The following is a 17,474-nucleotide window of genomic DNA, read 5'->3' as shown; positions in this document are numbered from 1 at the left end:
CTCCTCAGACCTTAAGCTTTAACTGCTGGCTTGATAATCAAGTCACCATTGGTAGCGCCTGGAACTGCGCCGCGTACTAATAACAAGTTACGCTCTGCATCAACACGTACTACGTGTAGATTTTGAGTTGTTACTTGCTCAGCACCCATATGGCCTGACATTTTCTTGCCTTTGAATACACGACCAGGCGTTTGGTTCTGACCGATAGAACCATTCGAACGGTGTGCCAAAGAGTTACCGTGAGTCATATCTTGAGTACGGAAGTTCCAACGCTTAACGCCGCCTTGGAAACCTTTACCTTTTGATTGACCAGTAACATCAACTTTCACTGTATCAGCGAAAATATCAACATTAATTTCAGCACCAACTTCAATGCCTTCGCCTTCACCATCTGCTAAACGCATTTCCCACAAACCACGACCGGCTTCTACGCCGCCCTTGGCAAAGTGACCTGCTTCTGCTTTAGTGATGCGATTGGCTTTTTTGGTACCAGTAGTCACTTGAAGTGCACGATAACCGTCAGTTTCTAAAGTTTTCACTTGAGTAACACGGTTGCCTGCAATCTCGATTACTGTTACAGGGATTGACGTACCATCTTCAGTGAAGATGCGAGTCATACCCACTTTACGACCAATAAGACCGATAGCCATCTCTCAAACCTCTTCTAAGGATCTCAATTAACCTAAGCTAATCTGAACGTCGACACCAGCCGCAAGATCTAAACGCATTAATGCGTCTACAGTCTTTTCTGTTGGCTCTACGATGTCAACTAAACGCTTGTGGGTACGAATTTCGTACTGATCACGAGCATCTTTATTAACGTGCGGAGAGATCAAAACGGTATAACGCTCTTTGCGTGTTGGTAGTGGAATAGGACCACGTACCTGCGCGCCTGTACGCTTAGCAGTTTCAACGATTTCCGCTGTAGACTGATCAATTAAACGATGATCAAAGCCTTTCAAGCGGATACGGATTCTTTGGTTCTGCATTGACCAGAGCTCCTAAAATGGACATATAAAAAATCACCCTCTAGCTTCTTCCTAATGGAAAAGCAGAGCGAGATGATTTAACCGTTCGACTCCCAATCGGAGTCGCTGTGAAAATGAGTAACCTACTTGGTTAAACATTATAATTTACGCTGACTAGTCAGCGAGTGGGCAATTATACAGATCTTCTTTCTAAGATCAAGCCCATTGTGTAAATAGTCTTCTAAAAGTCTTCTTACAATCAACTGCCGCGCATTTTACACATTTTATATGTTAATGCTACTAATGATTGTTACTTTTTAGAAATAAAAAAAGGAAGCCTAGGCTTCCTTTTTTAGTGTTCACTAAAGTCGCTATTACGCGATAATTTTAGCTACAACACCTGCACCAACTGTACGGCCACCTTCACGGATAGCGAAACGTAAACCGTCGTCCATCGCGATTGGGTAAATCAGAGTAACGACCATCTTGATGTTATCACCAGGCATAACCATTTCTACGCCTTCTGGTAACTCAATTGTGCCTGTTACGTCTGTTGTACGGAAGAAGAATTGTGGACGGTAGCCTTTGAAGAATGGAGTATGACGTCCGCCTTCTTCTTTTGACAACACGTAAACTTCTGATTCGAAAGTTGTGTGTGGGTTAATTGAACCAGGCTTAGCTAGTACTTGACCACGTTCAACGTCATCACGCTTAGTACCACGTAATAACACACCACAGTTTTCGCCAGCACGACCTTCGTCAAGTAGCTTGCGGAACATTTCTACACCAGTACAAGTTGTTTTAGTTGTTGGACGAACACCAACAATTTCAACTTCGTCTGATACGCGAACGATACCACGTTCAACACGACCTGTTACCACTGTACCACGACCTGAAATCGAGAATACGTCTTCGATTGGTAGTAGGAATGGCTTATCGATGTCACGAGCTGGTTCTGGAATATAAGTATCTAGGGCTTCTGCAAGCTCAAGAATTTTAGCTTCCCACTCTGGCTGGCCTTCTAGTGCCTTAAGAGCTGAACCTTGAATTACTGGTAAATCATCACCTGGGAAGTCGTATTCTGAAAGAAGCTCACGCACTTCCATTTCTACTAATTCTAGTAATTCTTCGTCATCTACCATGTCACACTTGTTCATGAATACGATGATGAAAGGTACGCCTACTTGACGAGAAAGCAGGATGTGCTCACGAGTCTGTGGCATTGGGCCATCTGTAGCAGCAACTACTAAGATTGCGCCGTCCATCTGTGCAGCACCGGTAATCATGTTTTTAACATAATCCGCGTGACCTGGACAATCTACGTGTGCGTAGTGACGGATTGGTGTGTCATATTCGATGTGAGAAGTATTAATGGTAATACCGCGCTCACGCTCTTCTGGAGCGTTATCGATTTGAGCGAAGTTTTTAACTTCACCACCATAAGTTTTAGACAAAACGGCAGAGATTGCTGCTGTTAAAGTTGTTTTACCATGGTCAACGTGACCAATGGTGCCCACGTTTACGTGAGGCTTAATACGTTCAAATTTAGCTTTTGCCACGATATATTCCTTTCTTTTCAGAAGTGCTCGATTAATTCGAGCAATATAACATTGATGCCGTAACCAATATTAGTTACGAGATTCTATAATCGCTTTTGCAATGTTTTGCGGTGCATCAGTGTACTTCAAAAACTCCATAGAGTATGAAGCACGACCCTGAGATGCAGAGCGCAAATCAGTCGCATAACCAAACATTTCAGATAGAGGCACTACTGCATGGACAAGTTTAACACCTGCGATGCCATCGTCCATACCTTCAATTATGCCACGACGGCGGTTTAAATCACCCACAACATCGCCCATATAATCTTCAGGTGTAGTTACTTCTACTTTCATACAAGGTTCGAGCAACACAGGGGTAGCTTCTAGCGCACCCTTTTTGAAGCCCATAGAACCTGCAATTTTGAACGCCATTTCGTTCGAGTCCACATCATGATATGAACCATCAAACAAACTGACTCTCACATCAAGTACAGGATAGCCGGCTAATACGCCATTCTTCATCTGTTCTTGAATACCTTTGTCAACGGCAGGAATGAATTCACGAGGAACTACACCACCTACAATCTCGTTAACAAATTCGTAGCCCGCACCCTCTTCGAGTGGTTCAATTCTTAACCAAACATGACCAAATTGGCCACGTCCGCCAGATTGACGTACGAATTTACCTTCCACTTCTACTTTAGAACGAATTGTTTCACGGTAAGCAACCTGAGGTTTACCTACGTTACACTCTACACCAAATTCGCGACGCATACGGTCAACGATAATGTCTAGATGCAATTCGCCCATACCAGATATTAGTGTTTGTGCCGACTCTTCATCAGTCTCAACTTTGAATGATGGATCTTCTGCTGCTAATTTTTGCAGCGCAATTCCCATTTTATCTTGGTCTGCTTTTGAACGTGGCTCAACGGCTATGGTAATTACGGGTTCAGGGAAATCCATGCGCTCAAGAATCACTCTGTGATTATTATCGCAAAGAGTATCACCGGTTGTTACATCTTTAAGACCGATAGCAGCTGCAATATCGCCAGCACGTACTTCTTTCAGTTCTGTTCGGTCATTTGCGTGCATTTGCACAATTCGACCTACTCGTTCACGTTTCTGTTTAACAGAATTATAAACACCAGCACCTGATTCAAGTACACCTGAATACACGCGGATAAAGGTCAGTGTACCAACAAATGGATCAGTCGCAATTTTAAATGCTAAAGCCGCAAAAGGGGCATTGTCATCTGGTGGGCGTTTTACTTCATTTTCGCTTTCATCGATGCCTGTAATTGCAGGAACATCAATAGGAGCGGGTAAGAAGTCAACTACCGCATCGAGTACCGCTTGCACACCTTTGTTCTTAAATGCAGAACCGCAAGTGGCTAACACGATCTCATTGTTAATTGTGCGCTGACGCAACGCTGTTTTGATCTCGACTTCTGATAACTCACCTTCTTCAAGGTACTTATTCATCAGTTCATCAGAGGCTTCAGCTGCTGCTTCCACGAGATACTCATGCATTTCTGCAGCTTTTGCTGCTAGATTTGCAGGAATGTCTTCATAAGTGAAAGTCATACCCTGATCGGTTTCAGACCAGTTAATGGCTTTCATCTTAATTAAATCAATAACACCCTTGAAGTTTTCTTCTGCACCAATATTCAATTGAATTGGCACACAAGTCGCACCAAGGCGGTTACGAATTTGATTTATTACACGGTCAAAATCTGCACCTGCACGGTCCATCTTATTAACAAACACCAAACGCGGAACGTGGTATTTGTCAGCTTGACGCCATACGGTTTCAGATTGTGGTTCAACGCCAGACGAGCCGCAGAAGACTACTACAGCGCCATCGAGTACGCGTAATGAACGCTCGACTTCAATAGTGAAGTCTACGTGACCTGGGGTATCGATGATATTAATTCGGTGTTCAGCGAACTGAGCCTCCATTCCGCGCCAAAATGTGGTTACAGCGGCTGAGGTGATAGTAATACCACGCTCTTGCTCTTGTACCATCCAATCTGTCGTGGCGGCGCCGTCATGCACCTCACCGATTTTATGAGACATACCGGTATAGAACAGAACACGTTCTGTTGTGGTAGTTTTACCTGCATCCACATGAGCTACAATACCGATATTACGATAACGCTCAATTGGGGTTGTACGAGCCACTATTATACCCTCTCAGCTAAAGCTTTTGGCTTTAGCAATATCAACAATATGGAGCGGACCGAAGTCCGCTCCATCATATTACCAACGGTAATGGGCAAAGGCTTTGTTAGCTTCAGCCATGCGATGCACGTCTTCACGCTTCTTAACCGCAGTACCTTTGTTTTCAGACGCATCTAGCATTTCACCTGCTAGACGTAGAGCCATAGATTTTTCACCACGCTTGCGAGCAGCTTCAACTAACCAGCGCATCGCTAGTGCGTTACGACGCACAGGACGAACTTCACATGGTACTTGATAAGTAGAACCACCAACACGACGAGATTTAACTTCGACTGATGGGCGAACGTTATCAAGGGCTGCCTCAAGGATACTTAAATGATTTTCGCTTTTCTTTTCAGCGACAACATCTAGTGCCTTGTAGATAATTTTTTCTGCAGTCGACTTTTTGCCGTCCTGCATAATGACGTTGATGAACTTAGCCAACAACTCACTGTGAAACTTTGGATCTGGTAGGATTTTACGTTGTCCTACAACGCGACGTCTTGGCATATTAATTCTCCGTATGCTTCAGGTATTTCCAAAACTGGAATGTCAAATAAATACTAGCTTGGCCTTACTTAAACGGGATACGTTAAGACTTAGGACGCTTAGCACCGTACTTAGAACGGCCTTGGCGACGTGAAGTCACGCCAGCACAGTCTAATGCGCCACGAACAGTGTGGTAACGCACACCAGGTAAGTCTTTAACACGACCACCACGGATTAGAATTACACTGTGCTCTTGCAAGTTATGGCCTTCACCACCGATATACGAAGTTACTTCGAAACCGTTAGTTAGACGCACACGAGCTACTTTACGTAGTGCAGAGTTAGGTTTTTTAGGTGTTGTAGTGTACACACGAGTACAAACACCACGTTTTTGTGGGCACGCGTTCAACGCAGGCACATTAGTCTTTTCGACTTTTGGCGTGCGTGGCTTACGTACCAACTGGTTAACAGTTGCCATGTATAGCTCCGACAGTTGATTTAAACTCAACAATTAGGTGTGAAAAATCTATATCCCACAATGGTGGGACGCGGAATTTTAGAAAGGTAATGGCTGCCTGTCAAGAAATAGACAACTTTTCGTGCAAATTCCAATAAAAAAGGCGCCATTGGCGCCTTTTTTTAACAAATTACTAACTTAATCTTGGCTACCAGCCAGATTTAGTAGATCTGCTAGGTTCTTTTCAGCTTCGCTTGCGGTTACTGTAGTAGTTTCCACTTTGCCACGAGAGCTTAATATTTTAGCACGTTCTTCGTTACGGGTTTTGTGATAAGCATAACCTGTACCTGCTGGGATCAAACGACCTACGATTACGTTTTCTTTCAAACCACGTAATGGATCGCTCTTACCGCCAACGGCCGCTTCAGTTAACACACGAGTGGTCTCCTGGAACGATGCTGCAGAGATGAATGATTCAGTTGCCAAAGAAGCTTTGGTAATACCGAGTAATTCACGTTCAAACGTTGCGGGTGTTTTACCTTGAGCGATTAACTCACGGTTAGCAATCTTCACGCGTGATACTTCTGCTTGCTCACCTTCTAAGAACTCAGTGTCGCCTGTTGAAGTGATTAAACACTTACGTAACATTTGACGAATGATAACTTCGATGTGCTTATCGTTGATCTTAACGCCCTGTAGACGGTAAACGTCCTGTACTTCGTTCACAATGTAGTTTGCTACGTTGTGGATACCACGAAGACGCAAGATGTCATGAGCCGCTTCTGGACCGTCTGCAATAACTTCACCACGTTCGACTTTTTCACCTTCGAACACGTTCAAGTTACGCCACTTAGGGATCATTTCTTCATAATGTTCACTGCCATCAGCTGGAGTGATCACTAGACGACGTTTACCCTTCGTTTCCTTACCGAACGAGATCGTACCAGAGATTTCTGCAAGAATTGCAGGCTCTTTTGGTTTACGCGCTTCGAATAAGTCAGCAACACGTGGAAGACCACCGGTGATGTCGCGAGTTTTAGACGATTCTTGTGGAATACGTGCTAATGGATCACCAACGTTGATTTTCGCGTTATCATCTTTCGATACAATCGCGTTACCCGGTAAGAAGTATTGAGCTGGTACTTCAGTACCAGGGATCATTAAGTCATTACCATCAGCATCAACTAAGCGAATTGCTGGACGCAATTCTTTACCGGCTGAAGTACGCGCACCAACATCGAGCACAACGACAGAAGATAGGCCCGTTAACTCATCTGTTTGACGTGTCATAGTGACACCATCAATCATGTCAACGAACTTCACGCTACCAGCAACTTCAGAAATAATTGGGTGAGTATGTGGATCCCAGTTAGCGATGATTTCGCCAGCTGCAACTTCACTGTCTTCCAATTTCTCTAATACTGTACCGTAAGGCACTTTATAACGCTCTTTCTCACGACCTAGCTCATCGATGATAGCTAACTCAGAAGAACGAGATACGATAACGAGCTTACCGTCGATGTTAGAAACATGCTTAGCATTGTGTAACTTCAGAGAACCCGCATTCTTAACTTGAACGTTGTTTTCTGCAGAAGCTCGAGATGCCGCACCACCAATGTGGAAGGTACGCATGGTTAACTGTGTACCAGGTTCACCAATTGACTGAGCTGCAACAACACCAATAGCTTCACCGTGGTTAATAATATGACCACGAGCCAAGTCACGACCATAACACGCTGCACACACACCGAAGTCTGTGTCACAGGTAATTACAGAACGTACAATCACTTCATCAATGCTGTGTTCTTCTAACGTATTACACCATGCTTCATCAAGAAGTGTGTTGCGTGGAGCAAGCACTTCATTAGTACCTGGCTTCATTACGTCAAGAGCAACTACACGACCTAGAACACGTTCACGCAATGGCTCAACAACATCACCACCTTCAATAAGCGGTTTCATTGTAAGACCATGCTCAACACCACAGTCATCTTCGATAACGACTAAGTCTTGTGCAACGTCTACTAAACGACGAGTCAAGTAACCCGAGTTAGCTGTCTTCAATGCTGTATCGGCAAGACCTTTACGCGCACCGTGAGTAGAAATAAAGTACTGAAGTACGTTTAGACCTTCACGGAAGTTAGCCGTAATTGGGGTTTCGATGATTGAGCCATCTGGCTTAGCCATCAAACCACGCATACCCGCTAACTGACGGATCTGTGCAGCACTACCACGAGCGCCCGAGTCAGCCATCATATAGATGCTGTTAAACGAAGCTTGTTGCTCAGGTACGCCATCACGGTTAATCACTGTCTCAGTTGACAGGTTTTCCATCATCGCTTTTGAAACTTTTTCGTTCGCACTTGCCCAGATATCGATGACTTTGTTGTAACGCTCACCGGCAGTAACAAGACCTGATTGGAACTGCTCTTGAATTTCAAGCACTTCAGCTTCAGCGTCAGCTACTAAGGTGTATTTCTCGTCTGGAATAACCATGTCATCGATACCAACAGAGGCACCAGAAATGGTTGCAAAACGGAAACCGGTATACATCAATTGGTCAGCAAAGATAACTGTATCTTTAAGACCTAGTTGACGATAACAAGTGTTCAACAGTTTAGAAATCTGTTTCTTACCCATGTTTTGGTTAACCAAATCATACGATAAGCCTTCAGGCAAAATTAATGATAAAAGAGCACGACCAACTGTGGTATCAATGATACGAGTTGATTTAGTTCTTTCGCCATCATCTGCGATGTTCGTTTCGGTAATCCGTACTTTAACGCGAGCATGTAGTTCAGCAACACCAGTAGCGTAAGCTTTTTCTACTTCTGACACATCAGCGAACGCCATACCTTCACCGCGACCGTTAATACATTCACGGCTGGTGTAGTACAAACCTAATACAACGTCCTGAGACGGAGTAATTACAGGCTCACCGTTAGCAGGTGACAAAATGTTGTTGGTTGACATCATTAGCGCACGAGCTTCTAACTGAGCTTCAAGCGTTAATGGAACGTGAACCGCCATTTGGTCACCGTCGAAGTCGGCGTTGTATGCCGCACAAACTAACGGATGCAATTGAATTGCTTTACCTTCAATCAGAACAGGTTCAAATGCTTGAATACCTAGTCTGTGAAGTGTTGGTGCACGGTTAAGCATTACTGGATGTTCACGAATTACTTCGTCTAACACATCCCATACTTCAGCCTGTTCGCGTTCAACCATTTTCTTAGCAGCTTTAATCGTAGTCGCTAAACCACGGGCTTCTAGCTTGCCGTAAATAAATGGCTTGAATAGCTCAAGTGCCATCTTCTTAGGAAGACCACACTGATGCAGACGTAAAGTAGGACCTACGGTAATTACCGAACGACCTGAATAGTCAACACGCTTACCAAGTAAGTTCTGACGGAAACGACCTTGCTTACCCTTGATCATATCAGCAAGAGATTTAAGCGGACGCTTGTTAGAACCCGTAATAGCACGACCGCGACGACCGTTATCTAATAGCGCATCAACTGACTCTTGTAACATACGTTTTTCGTTACGTACGATAATGTCAGGCGCAGCTAAATCTAACAGACGCTTTAAGCGGTTGTTACGGTTAATCACACGACGGTATAGATCATTAAGATCAGATGTCGCGAAACGACCACCATCTAACGGCACTAATGGACGTAGATCAGGTGGAAGAACCGGTAATACTTTTAAGATCATCCACTCTGGCTTGTTGCCAGATGTGAAGAATGCTTCCATCAGCTTAAGGCGCTTAGTGACCTTCTTGCGACGGGTTTCAGAGTTAATTGAAGGCAACTCTTCGCGCATTTGCTCGATCTGTTCAGCTAAGTTGATAGCTCGTAGCAATTCAAGAACTGCTTCAGCACCCATTTTAGCTTCAAACTCGTCACCGTATTCTTCTAACGCATCAAGATACGTTTCTTCGGTTAGCATTTGGCCGCGCTCAAGCGTGGTCATGCCAGGCTCGATCACAACAAATGATTCGAAATACAGTACGCGTTCAATATCACGCAACGTCATATCTAGCATTAAGCCAATACGTGACGGAAGTGATTTTAAGAACCAAATGTGGGCAACTGGGCTAGCCAGATCAATGTGACCCATGCGTTCACGACGCACTTTAGTCTGGGTAACTTCTACGCCACACTTTTCACAAATAACACCACGATGCTTCAAACGCTTGTATTTACCACACAAACATTCGTAATCTTTAACTGGACCAAAGATACGCGCACAGAACAAACCTTCACGTTCAGGCTTGAATGTACGGTAGTTAATGGTTTCTGGCTTCTTTACTTCACCAAAAGACCAAGAACGGATTAGATCTGGCGAGGCCAAACCAATTTTTATACCGTTAAATTCTTCAGTCTTACTTTGCTGTTTAAGAAACTTTAATAAGTCTTTCACGTTTCTCTCCTGAAGGAGTTAAACCAGGTGCTTTGCTTATGCAAAGCACCCTTGGTTACCAAACATTGCTTAAGTGCGATGCTTACTCTTGGTCCAACTCGATATTAATACCAAGTGAACGAATTTCCTTCAACAATACGTTGAAAGACTCAGGCATGCCTGGTTGCATCTGATGGTTACCGTCGACGATGTTTTTATACATCTGAGTACGACCGTTAACGTCATCTGACTTAACTGTTAGCATTTCTTGTAGAGTATAAGCAGCACCATATGCTTCAAGTGCCCACACTTCCATCTCACCGAAACGCTGACCACCGAATTGAGCTTTACCGCCCAATGGTTGTTGAGTCACTAAGCTGTATGAACCCGTAGAACGAGCATGCATCTTGTCATCAACTAAGTGGTTCAATTTAAGCATATACATGTAACCAACGGTTACTTTACGCTCAAATTCGTTACCGGTACGGCCGTCACATAATGTCAACTGGCCAGACTCAGGTAAGCCTGCAAGAGCAAGCATTTGCTTGATCTCTTTCTCTTTAGCACCGTCGAATGCTGGTGTTGCAATTGGAATACCACCTTTAAGGTTGGTAGCCAAGCGCACAACTTCATCATCAGTAAACGAATCGATATCAACGCGCTGAAGCACGTCATCACCTAATTCGTATACTTGCTTGATGTAACCACGAAGTTCGGCAATTTCACGCTGCTCTTCAAGCATAGCAGTAATCTTATTACCGATACCTTTAGCTGCTGCGCCCATGTGGACTTCAAGTACCTGACCGATGTTCATACGCGATGGTACGCCCAATGGGTTAAGTACGATGTCTACAGGATTACCTTCTTCGTCGTATGGCATGTCTTCAACAGGACAAATCTTCGAGATAACACCTTTGTTACCATGACGACCCGCCATCTTGTCACCAGGCTGGATAGTACGTTTAACTGCAAGGTAAACCTTAACAATCTTCAATACACCAGGAGCCAAGTCATCACCTTGGGTGATCTTACGACGCTTAATTTCAAATGTCTTATCAAAGTCAGCTTTTAGCTCTTCGTGCTGTTCAGCTAACTGCTCTAATTCAGTTTGTTTAGTTTCGTCGTCGATAACTTGAATCAATACGTCTTTACGTGGGATCTCAGCTAACTTAGCTTCAGAATAACCCACAGACAGTAACAAGTTACGTGCACGGCCCAATACGCCTTCTTCAAGGATCTTGAACTCTTCGCCTAAGTCTTTACGAGCTTGACGAACGTGCATGTCTTCAATTTCAAGCGCACGCTTGTCTTTCTCAACGCCGTCACGGGTAAATACCTGTACGTCGATGATGGTGCCTTTCACTGAGTTAGGAACACGTAATGAGCTGTCCTTAACATCAGACGCTTTTTCACCAAAAATAGCTCGGAGTAGTTTCTCTTCAGGGGTTAACTGTGTTTCACCTTTAGGTGTCACTTTACCCACTAGAATGTCGCCACCCTTCACTTCTGCACCAATATAAACGATACCTGATTCATCTAGTTTAGATAAAGCAGACTCACCTACGTTTGGAATATCAGCAGTGATTTCTTCGCTACCCAATTTAGTATCACGAGCAATACAAGAAAGCTCTTGGATATGGATAGTAGTGAAACGGTCTTCTTGCGCTACGCGCTCAGAAATTAAGATCGAATCTTCGAAGTTATAACCGTTCCAAGGCATGAACGCGATACGCATGTTCTGACCAAGAGCCAAATCACCTAAATCGGTAGATGGACCATCTGCCAATACGTCACCACGAACCACAGGCTCACCAACAGAACAACAAGGACGTTGGTTAATACAAGTGTTTTGGTTTGAACGGGTATATTTAGTTAGGTTATAAATGTCGATACCGGCTTCACCTGCGTGTAGCTCATCTTCATTTACTTTAACTACGATACGACTAGCATCAACATAATCAACCACACCGCCACGTTTAGCAGCTACAACCACACCAGAGTCAACAGCAAGAGTACGTTCAATACCCGTTCCGACTAACGGCTTATCAGCACGTAAAGTGGGTACTGCTTGACGTTGCATGTTTGCACCCATCAATGCGCGGTTAGCATCATCGTGTTCTAAGAACGGAATTAATGATGCTGCAACAGAAATAATCTGTTGTGGAGATACGTCCATATACTGAACATCAGCTGCGCGCATAAAGGTAGATTCACCTTTGTGGCGACAAGCAATTTGTTCTTCTGCCATACGGCCATCAGCATCAACTTCGATGTTAGCCTGAGCAATAACGTAACGACCTTCTTCGATTGCTGATAAGTATTCAACATCATCAGTAATCACACCATCAACCACTTTGCGGTAAGGTGTTTCTAAAAAGCCGTAAGAGTTAGTACGTGCAAAACTTGCTAACGAGTTGATTAGACCAATGTTTGGACCTTCTGGGGTCTCAATTGGACATAAACGACCGTAGTGAGTTGGATGTACGTCACGAACTTCGAAACCAGCACGCTCACGAGTCAAACCACCTGGACCAAGCGCAGAAATACGACGCTTATGCGTTACTTCTGATAGCGGGTTGTTTTGATCCATAAACTGTGACAACTGTGAAGAACCAAAGAATTCTTTCACTGCCGCAGAAATTGGCTTAGCGTTAATTAAGTCTTGTGGCATAAGCTCGTTTAAATCGCCTAAAGATAGACGTTCACGAACAGCACGCTCAACACGGACTAAACCAACACGGAACTGATTTTCAGCCATTTCACCAACGCTACGAATACGACGGTTACCTAAGTGGTCAATATCGTCGACTTCATCATAACCGTTACGGATTTCGATGATTTTCTTCATAACAGATACGATGTCTTCTTTAGACAACACACCGTTACCTTCGTCTTCAGCAATCTCAAGACGACGGTTGAACTTCATACGACCTACTTTAGATAGGTCATAACGCTCTTCACTGAAGAATAGGTTTTGGAATAAACCTTCAGCTGCATCTTTGGTTGGTGGCTCGCCAGGACGCATCATACGATAGATTTCAACTAGTGCTTCTAAGCGGTTAGTTGTTGAATCAATGCGCAATGTATCAGCAATATAAGCACCGTGATCAAGATCATTGATAAATAAAGTATCAATATTCTTAATACCAGCAAGTGATAACTTAGCTAAATCTTCTAAGGTAATCTCGCTGTTTGCAGTCACTAAAACTTCACCGGTATCTTCATCGATGTAGTCTTGAGCAGCATACTTACCAACAATATAATCTACTGGCACTTCTAGCTCAGTAGTATTGGTTTTTTCAAGTTGCTTAATATGACGTGCAGTGATGCGACGACCAGCTTCAACCAATAAAGCGCCTTCAGCATCTTTAATGTCATAGCCAGCAGTTTCACCACGTAGACGGTCAGGCACAAGTGCCATGACTAATGAATCTTTTTTAATCTTAAACTCAATACGCTCGAAGAATAAATCGAGGATATCTTGAGTAGAATATTCAAGTGCACGTAAGATAATAGTCGCTGGTAATTTGCGACGACGGTCAATACGAACGAATAGAGCATCTTTAGGATCAAATTCAAAGTCAAGCCATGAACCACGGTAAGGAATAATACGTGCGTTATACAGCACCTTACCAGAAGAGTGGGTTTTACCACGGTCATGATCAAAGAACACACCTGGAGAACGGTGTAACTGAGACACGATTACACGCTCAGTACCGTTAATAACGAAAGTACCGTTATTAGTCATCATAGGAATATCACCCATGTAGACTTCTTGCTCTTTAATGTCTTTAACAGTGCCAGCAGCAGCTTCACGGTCGAACAACACCATGCGTAATTTAACGCGTAGTGGTGCCGAATAAGTTACACCGCGGATCTGACATTCTTTCACATCAAAAACTGGCTCACCTAGCTTGTAGCTGACATATTGCAGCTCAGAATAGCCAGAAAAGCTCTTGATAGGAAAAACGCTACGGAATGCGGCTTCTAAGCCACGCTCACCCGTAGGGTCATGATCGGTGAACTTCTTAAAAGAGTCTAACTGGATAGACAATAAATAAGGGATGTCCAAAACTTTTGGACGCTTACCAAAGTCTTTGCGAATACGCTTCTTTTCAGAATAGGAGTAAACCATGGGTTTCCTCTGCTTACGAGATGTGACCAAGACTGAAATTAATATTAATTAAATCAGCACGTTTGCCTATCACCCTTGTTGACAAGAACCTAACCAGTAATCTCTGCTAGGGACTGTTAAAACTGGCGACAAAAGGTGAAAAAAATCGCCTGCGCATAAAGCGCAAAAAAGGCCAACGGTTAAAAAACCGTCAGCCTTCACCCAATCACTTGGGTGATGCAAGCTAAATTATAGCTTACTTAACTTCAACAGAAGCACCAGCGGCTTCTAGATCAGCTTTAAGAGTTGCAGCTTCTTCTTTAGACACAGCTTCTTTAACTGCGATTGGAGAAGATTCAGCCATAGTCTTAGCTTCTTTCAGGCCTAAACCTGTAGCGCTACGAAGAGCTTTAATAACAGCTACTTTGTTTTCGCCGAATGAAGTAAGTACTACGTCAAATTCTGTTTGCTCTTCAGCAGCAACAGCGTCGCCGCCGCCTGAAACTACTGCAGCAGCAGCAGAAACGCCGAATTTCTCTTCCATAGCTTCGATTAGTTCAACTACTTCCATTACAGACATTGCTGCAAAAGCTTCTAACATTTGGTCTTTAGTGATAGACATTAGAAATATTTCCTATTGTTCTGAATTCAATTTTATTAAGCTGCCAGCCTAAAATTAAGCGGCGTCTTGTTTTTGATCGCGAAGGGCGGCCAATGTACGAACGAACTTGCCAGCAGATGCTTCTTTCATAGTCATCATCAACTGAGCTAGTGCTTCTTCGTATGTTGGTAGTTTCGCTAAACGATCAATATCAGCTGCAGGGATAAACATCCCTTCGAAAGCTGCACCTTTAACTTCAAATTTTGCTTGTCCCTTAGCGAAGTCTTTTAAAAGACGCGCTGCAGCACCTGGATGCTCGTTAGAGAAAGCTATTAAAGTTGGGCCAGTGAACGTTTCTGCTAGGCACTCAAAAGCTGTACCTTGAACTGCACGACGAGCAAGAGTGTTACGTACTACACGTACAAACACACCATTTTCGCGAGCAGCTTTACGCAGACCGGTCATAGCACCTACAGTTACGCCACGTGAATCGGCAACAACTGCAGAAAGTGCACCTTTGGCAGCTTCGTTGACTTCAGCAACAATTGCCTGTTTGTCTTCGAGTCTTAATGCCATTGGCTTTACTCCTGGATTCTACCTAGAGAATTTTCTCTAGTATTTACCAAATTAAACACTTATGTGCTTAATTACTTACGGTGCAGATTTTCCAGTAAAAAAATTTAGCTGGGGCCTGACACCGTCTACGCTGGAAATTAAGTTAATCTAACGATTAACACCTGCGGTCTTGGACGGAAACCGACTCTAATATACAAAAAGTTCAAAACTAATGCATAAAAGCGGCTTCAACCCACAAAGTGCGCGCATTATAGACTAATACGCGCGCCTTGTATATTACTTCGCTTCTTCCAAAGAACCCTGGTCGATAGCAACACCTGCACCCATAGTGGTAGAGATGCTAATCTTTTTCACGTAAATGCCTTTAGCAACTGCAGGCTTAGCCTTTTTCAGTGCTGACACTAACGATTCTAAGTTTTCTTTCAACTGCTCAGTAGTAAAAGTTACTTTACCGATAGTTGTATGGATAATACCGTTTTTGTCGTTTCTGTAACGAACTTGACCCGCTTTGGCATTCTTAACTGCTTCAGCAACGTTTGGCGTTACTGTACCAGTTTTAGGGTTAGGCATTAAACCACGTGGGCCTAAGATTTGACCTAACATACCAACAACGCGCATTGCATCTGGAGATGCGATAACAACGTCAAAGTTCATTTCGCCAGCTTTAACTTTTTCAGCTAAATCTTCCATACCCACTAGTTCAGCGCCAGCAGCGATAGCAGCTTCAGCGTTTGCACCTTGTGTGAATACAGCAACACGAACATCACGACCAGTACCATGTGGAAGTACAGTAGCACCACGCACGTTTTGATCTGATTTACGAGGATCGATACCTAGATTAACAGCTACGTCAACACTCTCAACAAATTTAGCAGTCGCTAATTCTTGTAAAAGTACTACGGCTTCGTTGATGTCATACAATTTTGTTGCATCAACTTTTTCGCGGATAACGCGAGCACGCTTAGTTAGCTTTGCCATTATATTAATCCTCTACTACCAAACCCATTGAACGTGCAGTACCTTCAATTGAGCGAGTCATCGCTTCAATATCAGCACCAGTCATATCAGCAGCTTTAGTTTCAGCAATTTCCTGAACTGCGCTACGCTTGATAGTACCTACTTTTTGAGTATTAGGACGGCCAGAACCTGATTTCAGACCAACTGCTTTAAGCAGTAGGAAAGATGCAGGTGGAGTCTTAGTTTCAAAAGTGAAAGAACGGTCATTATATACAGTGATAACAACAGGAATTGGCATGCCTTTTTCGAACTTTTCAGTACGAGCGTTGAATGCTTTACAGAATTCCATGATGTTCACACCTTTTTGACCTAAAGCAGGTCCAACTGGTGGAGACGGGTTTGCAGCGCCAGCTGCTACTTGTAGCTTAATATAAGCTTCAATTTTCTTTGCCATGTCGACATTTCCTCAATTTGGGTTCAAACGCATGTTGGCGACATGCCAATACGCTCCCCTGAAAACAACGGGTGCGAATTATATAAAAATACGCACCCGCAAACAATGTTTATTTTGTAGTTATTTTAATCAGCTTTTTTCAACTTGATTAAAATCTAATTCTACTGGTGTTGAACGACCGAAAATCATCACCGAAACTTTAATACGGTTTTTTTCATAATCGACTTCTTCGATAGTACCGTTAAAGTCAGCAAATGGACCGTCACACACACGAACAACTTCACCCGGCTCGTACATAATACGATGAGTTGGTGATTCAACAGTGTCTTGAAGACGTTGAAGAATAGCGTCAGCTTCCTTGTCAGAAATCGGTGCCGGGCGATCGGATGTACCACCGATAAAGCCCATTACACGTGGAATACTTTTGACTAAATGCCAGCTATCGTCGTTCATTTCCATCTGGACTAATACATAACCAGGGAAAAACTTACGCTCACTCTTACGACGTTGACCTGCACGCATTTCAACAACTTCTTCGGTAGGAACTAAAATCTCACCGAAGTATTCTTCCATATTGTGCATTTTGATATGTTCAAGCAGTGTTTTAAGCACACGGCCTTCATAGCCTGAAAAGGCTTGGATCACATACCATCTTTTTTTCGCTTCTGTAACTTCAGTCATTTTCAGATG

Annotated in this window: 13 protein-coding genes; all 13 read right to left on the bottom strand. The window is 43.5% G+C overall.

The features are described 5' to 3' along the window. Positions 1 to 11 precede the first annotated feature (11 nt). The 13 genes from rplC to nusG all read right to left on the bottom strand — a co-directional run bounded on the left by rplC (position 12) and on the right by nusG (position 17,465). Positions 12 to 650 (bottom strand): 50S ribosomal protein L3, encoded by a 639-nt coding sequence (gene rplC / locus SFRI_RS00795; RefSeq protein ID WP_011635640.1) that lies wholly within the window; start codon positions 648 to 650, stop codon positions 12 to 14. A gap of 27 nt (positions 651 to 677) precedes the next feature. Beyond that, positions 678 to 989, bottom strand: coding sequence for a 30S ribosomal protein S10 (rpsJ, locus tag SFRI_RS00790; protein WP_011635639.1), 312 nt, complete (start codon positions 987 to 989; stop codon positions 678 to 680). A 353-nt stretch (positions 990 to 1,342) separates the two neighbouring features. Continuing rightward, positions 1,343 to 2,527, bottom strand: coding sequence for an elongation factor Tu (gene tuf, locus SFRI_RS00785; RefSeq protein ID WP_011635638.1), 1,185 nt, complete (start codon positions 2,525 to 2,527; stop codon positions 1,343 to 1,345). Positions 2,528 to 2,596: 69 nt separating this feature from the next. Beyond that, positions 2,597 to 4,693, bottom strand: a complete 2,097-nt coding sequence (gene fusA / locus SFRI_RS00780; RefSeq protein ID WP_011635637.1) for an elongation factor G — start codon at positions 4,691 to 4,693, stop codon at positions 2,597 to 2,599. A gap of 78 nt (positions 4,694 to 4,771) precedes the next feature. Next, positions 4,772 to 5,242, bottom strand: coding sequence for a 30S ribosomal protein S7 (rpsG, locus tag SFRI_RS00775; RefSeq protein ID WP_011635636.1), 471 nt, complete (start codon positions 5,240 to 5,242; stop codon positions 4,772 to 4,774). A gap of 82 nt (positions 5,243 to 5,324) precedes the next feature. Beyond that, positions 5,325 to 5,699, bottom strand: a complete 375-nt coding sequence (gene rpsL, locus SFRI_RS00770) for a 30S ribosomal protein S12 (RefSeq protein WP_011635635.1) — start codon at positions 5,697 to 5,699, stop codon at positions 5,325 to 5,327. A 177-nt stretch (positions 5,700 to 5,876) separates the two neighbouring features. Further along, positions 5,877 to 10,103, bottom strand: a complete 4,227-nt coding sequence (gene rpoC, locus SFRI_RS00765; protein ID WP_011635634.1) for a DNA-directed RNA polymerase subunit beta' — start codon at positions 10,101 to 10,103, stop codon at positions 5,877 to 5,879. Positions 10,104 to 10,185: 82 nt separating this feature from the next. Continuing rightward, the gene (gene rpoB, locus SFRI_RS00760) at positions 10,186 to 14,217 is read right to left on the bottom strand and encodes a DNA-directed RNA polymerase subunit beta (RefSeq protein ID WP_011635633.1); all 4,032 of its coding nucleotides are present in this window, start codon (positions 14,215 to 14,217) and stop codon (positions 10,186 to 10,188) included. Between the two features lie 235 nt (positions 14,218 to 14,452). Next, on the bottom strand, positions 14,453 to 14,818 hold the full coding sequence (rplL, locus tag SFRI_RS00755; protein WP_011635632.1) for a 50S ribosomal protein L7/L12: 366 nt from the start codon (positions 14,816 to 14,818) through the stop codon (positions 14,453 to 14,455). A gap of 54 nt (positions 14,819 to 14,872) precedes the next feature. Continuing rightward, the gene (gene rplJ, locus SFRI_RS00750) at positions 14,873 to 15,373 is read right to left on the bottom strand and encodes a 50S ribosomal protein L10 (protein ID WP_011635631.1); all 501 of its coding nucleotides are present in this window, start codon (positions 15,371 to 15,373) and stop codon (positions 14,873 to 14,875) included. Between the two features lie 276 nt (positions 15,374 to 15,649). Then, the gene (gene rplA, locus SFRI_RS00745; protein ID WP_011635630.1) at positions 15,650 to 16,351 is read right to left on the bottom strand and encodes a 50S ribosomal protein L1; all 702 of its coding nucleotides are present in this window, start codon (positions 16,349 to 16,351) and stop codon (positions 15,650 to 15,652) included. Between the two features lie 4 nt (positions 16,352 to 16,355). Further along, the gene (gene rplK / locus SFRI_RS00740; protein WP_011635629.1) at positions 16,356 to 16,784 is read right to left on the bottom strand and encodes a 50S ribosomal protein L11; all 429 of its coding nucleotides are present in this window, start codon (positions 16,782 to 16,784) and stop codon (positions 16,356 to 16,358) included. Positions 16,785 to 16,913: 129 nt separating this feature from the next. Then, positions 16,914 to 17,465, bottom strand: coding sequence for a transcription termination/antitermination protein NusG (nusG, locus tag SFRI_RS00735; RefSeq protein ID WP_011635628.1), 552 nt, complete (start codon positions 17,463 to 17,465; stop codon positions 16,914 to 16,916). Positions 17,466 to 17,474 lie beyond the last annotated feature (9 nt).

It is taken from the genome of Shewanella frigidimarina NCIMB 400 (assembly GCF_000014705.1).
Lineage (GTDB): Bacteria > Pseudomonadota > Gammaproteobacteria > Enterobacterales > Shewanellaceae > Shewanella > Shewanella frigidimarina.
Note: the sequence above shows the minus strand (reverse complement) of the source record. Positions and strands in the feature narration are given on the sequence as shown.

Bases quoted from the DNA above. Each gene is read 5' to 3' on its own strand.
- rplC (WP_011635640.1), bottom strand. From the start codon at position 650: ATGGCTATCGGTCTTATTGGTCGTAAAGTGGGTATGACTCGCATCTTC.
- rpsJ (WP_011635639.1), bottom strand. From the start codon at position 989: ATGCAGAACCAAAGAATCCGTATCCGCTTGAAAGGCTTTGATCATCGT.
- rpsG (WP_011635636.1), bottom strand. From the start codon at position 5,242: ATGCCAAGACGTCGCGTTGTAGGACAACGTAAAATCCTACCAGATCCA.
- rpsL (WP_011635635.1), bottom strand. From the start codon at position 5,699: ATGGCAACTGTTAACCAGTTGGTACGTAAGCCACGCACGCCAAAAGTC.
- rpoB (WP_011635633.1), bottom strand. From the start codon at position 14,217: ATGGTTTACTCCTATTCTGAAAAGAAGCGTATTCGCAAAGACTTTGGT.
- rplL (WP_011635632.1), bottom strand. From the start codon at position 14,818: ATGTCTATCACTAAAGACCAAATGTTAGAAGCTTTTGCAGCAATGTCT.
- rplJ (WP_011635631.1), bottom strand. From the start codon at position 15,373: ATGGCATTAAGACTCGAAGACAAACAGGCAATTGTTGCTGAAGTCAAC.
- rplA (WP_011635630.1), bottom strand. From the start codon at position 16,351: ATGGCAAAGCTAACTAAGCGTGCTCGCGTTATCCGCGAAAAAGTTGAT.
- rplK (WP_011635629.1), bottom strand. From the start codon at position 16,784: ATGGCAAAGAAAATTGAAGCTTATATTAAGCTACAAGTAGCAGCTGGC.
- nusG (WP_011635628.1), bottom strand. From the start codon at position 17,465: ATGACTGAAGTTACAGAAGCGAAAAAAAGATGGTATGTGATCCAAGCC.